The 5,548-nt window shown below is 54.5% G+C and carries 3 rRNA genes; all 3 read right to left on the bottom strand.

Annotated elements, in window-relative coordinates:
- Nucleotides 1–8: 8 nt before the first annotated feature.
- The 3 genes from rrf to LC452_RS21720 all read right to left on the bottom strand — a co-directional run bounded on the left by rrf (nucleotide 9) and on the right by LC452_RS21720 (nucleotide 5,284).
- Nucleotides 9–125, bottom strand: a 5S ribosomal RNA gene (gene rrf / locus LC452_RS21730).
- Nucleotides 126–233: 108 nt separating this feature from the next.
- Nucleotides 234–3,337 (bottom strand): 23S ribosomal RNA (locus tag LC452_RS21725).
- Between the two features lie 423 nt (nucleotides 3,338–3,760).
- Nucleotides 3,761–5,284, bottom strand: a 16S ribosomal RNA gene (locus tag LC452_RS21720).
- The 16S, 23S and 5S rRNA genes sit together here, the layout of an rRNA operon.
- Nucleotides 5,285–5,548 lie beyond the last annotated feature (264 nt).

Genomic DNA, 5,548 nt, shown 5'->3' with positions numbered 1-5,548 from the left:
TAAAAGAAGTCCGGCGGTGTCCTACTCTCCCACAGGGTCCCCCCTGCAGTACCATCGGCGCTGTGAGGCTTAGCTTCCGGGTTCGGAATGTAACCGGGCGTTTCCCTCACGCTATGGCCGCCGAAACACTATTGATGTTTCAATCAAACACATAACAAAGTCATTGTTGTTATGCGGTTCTCGACCGTACATCGAGAACCACTCAGTGGACGCGTAGCACCAACAAACGGTGTGTTATCAAGTCATCGGCTTATTAGTACCAGTCAGCTGCATGCATTACTGCACTTCCACATCTGGCCTATCAACCCAGTAGTCTGGCTGGGAGCCTCTCACCCGAAGGTATGGAAGTCTCATCTTGAGGCCGGCTTCCCGCTTAGATGCTTTCAGCGGTTATCCATCCCGAACGTAGCTAATCAGCGGTGCTCCTGGCGGAACAACTGACACACCAGAGGTTCGTCCAACCCGGTCCTCTCGTACTAGGGTCAGATCCTCTCAAACTTCCTACGCGCGCAGCGGATAGGGACCGAACTGTCTCACGACGTTCTAAACCCAGCTCGCGTACCGCTTTAATGGGCGAACAGCCCAACCCTTGGGACCTACTCCAGCCCCAGGATGCGACGAGCCGACATCGAGGTGCCAAACCATGCCGTCGATATGGACTCTTGGGCAAGATCAGCCTGTTATCCCCGAGGTACCTTTTATCCGTTGAGCGACAGCGCTTCCACAAGCCACTGCCGGATCACTAGTCCCGACTTTCGTCCCTGCTCGACCTGTCAGTCTCACAGTCAAGCTCCCTTGTGCACTTACACTCGACACCTGATTGCCAACCAGGTTGAGGGAACCTTTGGGCGCCTCCGTTACTTTTTGGGAGGCAACCGCCCCAGTTAAACTACCCACCAGGCACTGTCCCTGAACCGGATTACGGTTCGAAGTTAGATATCCAGAGTGACCAGAGTGGTATTTCAACAATGACTCCACACGAACTGGCGTCCATGCTTCAAAGTCTCCCACCTATCCTACACAAGCCACACCGAACACCAATACCAAGCTGTAGTAAAGGTCACGGGGTCTTTCCGTCCTGCTGCGCGTAACGAGCATCTTTACTCGTAATGCAATTTCGCCGAGTTCGCGGTTGAGACAGTTGGGAAGTCGTTACGCCATTCGTGCAGGTCGGAACTTACCCGACAAGGAATTTCGCTACCTTAGGATGGTTATAGTTACCACCGCCGTTTACTGGGGCTTAAATTCTCAGCTTCGCCTTGCGGCTAACCGGTCCTCTTAACCTTCCAGCACCGGGCAGGCGTCAGTCCGTATACATCGTCTTGCGACTTGGCACGGACCTGTGTTTTTAGTAAACAGTCGCTACCCACTAGTCTCTGCGGCCACCACACCCTTTTCGGAGCAAGTCCGTATAAGTGGATGGCCCCCCTTCTCCCGAAGTTACGGGGGCATTTTGCCGAGTTCCTTAACCACGATTCTCTCGATCTCCTTGGTATTCTCTACCTGACCACCTGAGTCGGTTTGGGGTACGGGCGGCTAGAACCTCGCGTCGATGCTTTTCTTGGCAGCATAGGATCACCCACTTATTATCCGCATCGTGTCTCAGCCTATGTGAACGGCGGATTTGCCTACCGTTCGGCCTACGCACTTGCACCCGGACAACCATCGCCGGGCTGGGCTACCTTCCTGCGTCACACCTGTTAATACGCTAACCGCACCAGAATGGGGTCGTGCGCTAGGCCCAGAGCGTCACCCCGAAGGGATCAGTCACTGGGATTCAGACACTTAGCACTACTGGATTAGCTTGGGCGGTTCTTCGCCGGTACGGGAATATCAACCCGTTGTCCATCGACTACGCCTGTCGGCCTCGCCTTAGGTCCCGACTTACCCAGGGAAGATTAGCTTGACCCTGGAACCCTTGGTCTTTCGGAGGACGTGTTTCTCACACGTCATTCGCTACTCATGCCTGCATTCTCACTCGTGTAGCCTCCACGGCTGGTTCACACCGCCGCTTCGCTGGCCACACGACGCTCTCCTACCCATCAACACGGCTGGACCACGAAGGCCTACCAATAATGTCAATGCCACAACTTCGGTGGCGTGCTTGAGCCCCGTTACATTGTCGGCGCGGAATCACTTGACCAGTGAGCTATTACGCACTCTTTCAAGGGTGGCTGCTTCTAAGCCAACCTCCTGGTTGTCAAGGCAACTCCACATCCTTTCCCACTTAGCACGCGCTTTGGGACCTTAGTTGGTGGTCTGGGTTGTTTCCCTCTCGACTATGAAGCTTATCCCCCACAGTCTCACTGCTGCGCTCTCACTTACCGGCATTCGGAGTTTGGCTGACGTCAGTAACCTTGTAGGGCCCATCGGCCATCCAGTAGCTCTACCTCCGGCAAGAAACACGCAACGCTGCACCTAAATGCATTTCGGAGAGAACCAGCTATCACGAAGTTTGATTGGCCTTTCACCCCTATCCACAGCTCATCCCCTCAGTTTTCAACCTAAGTGGGTTCGGTCCTCCACGACGTCTTACCGTCGCTTCAACCTGGCCATGGATAGATCACTTCGCTTCGGGTCTAGGACATGCGACTGAATCGCCCTATTCAGACTCGCTTTCGCTACGGCTACCCCACACGGGTTAACCTCGCCACATATCGCTAACTCGCAGGCTCATTCTTCAAAAGGCACGCTGTCACCCCTACTAAGGAGGCTCCAACGGTTTGTAAGCAAACGGTTTCAGGTACTATTTCACTCCCCTCCCGGGGTACTTTTCACCTTTCCCTCACGGTACTTGTCCGCTATCGGTCATCTGGGAGTATTTAGGCTTATCAGGTGGTCCTGACAGATTCACACGGGATTTCACGGGCCCCGTGCTACTTGGGATACTCTTCGCGCCAAGCAAGGCATTTCGACTACGGGGTTGGCACCCTCTATGACCGGCCTTTCAAGACCGTTCGTCTATACCTTCTTGTAACGCCGCCACCTCGGCAGAGATGACTGAAAAGTCCCACAACCCCCAACGTGCAACACCTGCCGGCTATCACACACGCTAGGTTTAGCCTGTTCCGGTTTCGCTCGCCACTACTAACGGAATCGCGGTTGCTTTCTCTTCCTGTGGGTACTGAGATGTTTCACTTCCCCACGTTCCCTCTACCCGCCCTATATATTCAGGCGGGAGTCACTAGGTCGGCACGCCGCCCAGCGGGGTTTCCCCATTCGGACACCCTCGGATCAAAACTTGCTTATCAGTTCCCCGAGGCTTATCGCAGATTGCTACGTCCTTCTTCGGCTCCAGATGCCAAGGCATCCACCGTTTGCTCTTAAAGACTTGAAATCACATGAGTTTGAATCAGAATCGACACCAAACTCCCGAAAGAGCTTGGATTGAAATTGACTAATGATCTTTAAGATCATCTTGTGCAACCAGCTCGAAAGCCGGCTGCAAGATGCTCGCGTCCACTGTGTAGTTCTCAAAGTACGGGCGGTACCCCTCACCGCCACCCCAACCGGGGAAACGACAAAAGGTCCAGAGGTACGGTCCGAATCCCAAAGGATCCGCATCCGGTCCCTCAGGACCCAACAGCGTGCAGACACCCGCCCCCTCACCCAGAACCTTCCAACCGCTCCGAAGAACGACGTACTAGCTCCAAGATCAGATCTTGATGTCATGTCAAATGTTCCACCCATGAGCTCCCAGCGAGAAACGAACGTTCCCGATCTGGGTTCTGGAAGTCCGAAGACTCCAAGTGCTCCTTAGAAAGGAGGTGATCCAGCCGCACCTTCCGGTACGGCTACCTTGTTACGACTTAGTCCTAATTACCGATCCCACCTTCGACGGCTCCCTCCACAAGGGTTAGGCCACCGGCTTCAGGTGTTACCGACTTTCATGACTTGACGGGCGGTGTGTACAAGACCCGGGAACGTATTCACCGCAGCGTTGCTGATCTGCGATTACTAGCGACTCCGACTTCATGAGGTCGAGTTGCAGACCTCAATCCGAACTGGGACCGGCTTTTTGGGATTCGCTCCACCTCGCGGTATTGCAGCCCTTTGTACCGGCCATTGTAGCATGCGTGAAGCCCAAGACATAAGGGGCATGATGATTTGACGTCATCCCCACCTTCCTCCGAGTTGACCCCGGCAGTATCCCATGAGTTCCCACCATTACGTGCTGGCAACATAGAACGAGGGTTGCGCTCGTTGCGGGACTTAACCCAACATCTCACGACACGAGCTGACGACAACCATGCACCACCTGTTTACGAGTGTCCAAAGAGTTGACCATTTCTGGCCCGTTCTCGTATATGTCAAGCCTTGGTAAGGTTCTTCGCGTTGCATCGAATTAATCCGCATGCTCCGCCGCTTGTGCGGGTCCCCGTCAATTCCTTTGAGTTTTAGCCTTGCGGCCGTACTCCCCAGGCGGGGAACTTAATGCGTTAGCTGCGTCACGGAATCCGTGGAATGGACCCCACAACTAGTTCCCAACGTTTACGGGGTGGACTACCAGGGTATCTAAGCCTGTTTGCTCCCCACCCTTTCGCTCCTCAGCGTCAGTTACGGCCCAGAGATCTGCCTTCGCCATCGGTGTTCCTCCTGATATCTGCGCATTCCACCGCTACACCAGGAATTCCAATCTCCCCTACCGCACTCTAGTCTGCCCGTACCCACTGCAGGCCGGAGGTTGAGCCTCCGGATTTCACAGCAGACGCGACAAACCGCCTACGAGCTCTTTACGCCCAATAATTCCGGATAACGCTTGCGCCCTACGTATTACCGCGGCTGCTGGCACGTAGTTAGCCGGCGCTTTTTCTGCAGGTACCGTCACTTTCGCTTCTTCCCTGCTAAAAGAGGTTTACAACCCGAAGGCCGTCATCCCTCACGCGGCGTTGCTGCATCAGGCTTGCGCCCATTGTGCAATATTCCCCACTGCTGCCTCCCGTAGGAGTCTGGGCCGTGTCTCAGTCCCAGTGTGGCCGGTCACCCTCTCAGGCCGGCTACCCGTCGACGCCTTGGTGAGCCATTACCTCACCAACAAGCTGATAGGCCGCGAGCCCATCCCCAACCGAAATTCTTTCCAGACGCAGACCATGCGGTCACGTCACATATCCAGTATTAGACGCCGTTTCCAGCGCTTATCCCAGAGTCAGGGGCAGGTTGCTCACGTGTTACTCACCCGTTCGCCACTGATCCCACAGAGCAAGCTCCGTGTTCACCGTTCGACTTGCATGTGTTAAGCACGCCGCCAGCGTTCATCCTGAGCCAGGATCAAACTCTCCGTAAAAAAGAAATGCATACCCCATCGGGAAAACGATGACGCAGCGAGTTTGATGCTGACCAAAGAGACAAATTCATTGCTGACTTCATCCGAATGCCAACCCCACAAGGAGGTTGGTCTTTGATCCAAAGGAATTCTCACCCAGCCGAAAAACGACTGAACGAGGATAATTTGGCATTTGACAAGTGCACGCTGTTGAGTTCTCAAGGATCGGATGCTCCCACGACCCAGTCATCACAACCAGGCCCGCAGGGCAACTTCTCTATCTTA

The sequence above is a fragment of the Microbacterium sp. EST19A genome (assembly GCF_019969685.1).
Lineage (GTDB): Bacteria > Actinomycetota > Actinomycetes > Actinomycetales > Microbacteriaceae > Microbacterium.
This window is presented reverse-complemented; position numbering and strand designations above follow the sequence as displayed.